General features: G+C 48.5%; 1 pseudogene. It reads left to right on the top strand.

Annotated features, from left to right (window positions below):
• Positions 1-2,422, top strand: a pseudogene (locus tag VIP81_RS05610) (hypothetical protein); the annotation flags it as partial.

The raw sequence follows: 2,422 nt of genomic DNA, 5'->3' as shown, positions 1-2,422 counted from the left end.
CCAATGCAAGAGGTGTGGTATATGCGAAAGGATCTTCTTTCGATAGCATTGCCGCCTGTAGCATTCCACTACCAACCAGCACCAGTACAGGCGCTACGGTGAGTGGTATTTACAGCGATGCGTGCATAGGTATCGGTAACGTGCTTACTGGTAACACCATCACCAACGGGTCAAATGGGATTTACTGGGCAGGTACTTACAGCGTAATCACACCAGGTTTAGTGGTGGATAGCAACATCGTGGAAGGAACTTATGCAAAAGGCATCTACGTTACCTACACCGATAGCCTGATGATATTACGCAACCGCGTAAATATGAGCGGTGCCATGGCTACAGATGCCTATGGTATCTATACTGCTAATACCAACGGTTACTCGGTTTCACATAATATCCTGCATGCTGCCAATTCTAACACGGCGATACACGGCATCTATATCTACTATGCAGACGCCAACGCCGGTATAAAAGGCAGCGTATCCGGCAATACCATTATAGCCAAGAAAAATCTCACCGGAAAAATACGCGCACTGGAATTTTATCAGACAGATGCGGCTACGATTTCCAATAACGTGATCAGCATCCTGATCAATGGTAGCGCGGCTTATGGCATTTACAGCGAAGCGAGTGTGAACCTGAATTACTATAACAACTCCGTACTGAATAGCTCTGTCACCACCGGTGATAACTATGCCGCTTACTTCCGGCATACCGCTTCTTACTACGGAAATATCAAAATCAAAAACAACATTTTCGCGTCAGATACTATTGGAGTAGCTATGTATGTAGCAGATCCGCTTTACCTGAAGAGCGATTACAATACCTTATATACAAAAGGTACCGTACTGGTGAAACAACTTACACCAGCTGGTTCCTACGCTACGCTGCATGACTACATTGCGGCCGATACGCTGGACATCAATTCCATTGTATACAAGCCAGCCTTTGTAAACGACACCACCCTGCAACCTGCCATTGCTGATCCCGAAGTATGGGCTATCCATGGCCGTGGTGTGCAGATAGAAGGAAATGATCAGGATATCAACGGCGCTGCCAGACCTGTTAAGCTCACGGAAGGTGTGCCGGATATGGGCGCCTATGAATTCCTGCCTACGTCTGTGCCTCCGGTGTTGCCTGCATTGCCGGCTACACCAGCACCCGGTGTTACCCAAACATTTATGTTTGGTACCGATACGGTGACTAAAATCACCTGGAATCCGGGTACTGCTATACCCACTAATATAGCGGTAAGACGCTACTCCGGTATCAAGCCACCTAACCTGGCTAACGGCACCGACTATATGTATTTTTATACAGATGTAGATGTTACGCCGGCTAATGGCGCCTATAACTTCAACATTGATCAGTTCTACCTGGATCCATGGCAGGGCTTTATCAAACGCCAGAAAGACATCCGCCTGGCGCGCACGGATGCTGCCAATGCATGGCTCGTGGATTCGCTCAGCCATGTGTATGACATCCCGAATGTTATCAGGGATAGCTCACTGCACTTCCTGGATAAATTTACCGGGCTGAATGGTGGCAGTACTACCACACAATTATTGCAGCCGTCAGACAGCTCCAACAGAGGCACACGCTTCTGGGTGGGTTATGGTCATCACCAGTTCTTCCCGGGTAATAACTCGCAGAACATGGTCCTGTACCTCAATGCACAGGATTCGTCTAACGTTACTGTACGTATAAATGGTACCAGCTGGGAACGTGTATATCACATCCCTGCCAACAAAACCATTACCACAGAGATCATACCTAAGAGCGGCCTGAATGATGCCCGTCTTACAGAAGAAGGATTTTCTGATAAAGGCATCAGCATAGAAAGCGATGTACCCATTGTTGCCTACGCACATATTTATGGCAGCGCCTCTTCCGGTGCTACCATGCTGCTGCCGGTAGGTACTTATGGCTACGAATATGCTACGCTGTCGTCCAGACAAAACTACAGCACCGATACCTATTCCTGGTTCTATGTAATAGCCGATTACGATAATACCAAAGTAGAAATCACGCCTTCTGTACCCACCCTCGGTGGTAAACCAGCTAACACTACGTTTACGGTTACACTGAATAAAGGAGAAGTATACCAGGTACTGGGCGCTATGATGCCCGGTGGAGGCAGCGAAGGATACGATTTATCCGGCAGCCGTGTAAGGTCCATCATCAACGACGATGGCAAATGTTATCCGATGGCGGTATTTTCCGGCAGCAGCCGCACAGGCATTGGTTGCGGCGGGGAATCAGGTGGTTCAGGCGACAACCTGATTCAGCAAAACTTCCCGTCACAGGCATGGGGTAAAAAGTACCTCACCGCGCCTACGTCTAACAGTTCGGCGGCCAGCTCTCTGATGACCAACATTTACCGCGTGCTGGTGAAAGATCCTGCCACTGTGGTAAAAGTAAACGGCTT

Origin of the sequence: Chitinophaga sp., assembly GCF_036566945.1 — a bacterium.
GTDB lineage: Bacteria > Bacteroidota > Bacteroidia > Chitinophagales > Chitinophagaceae > Chitinophaga.
This window is presented reverse-complemented; position numbering and strand designations above follow the sequence as displayed.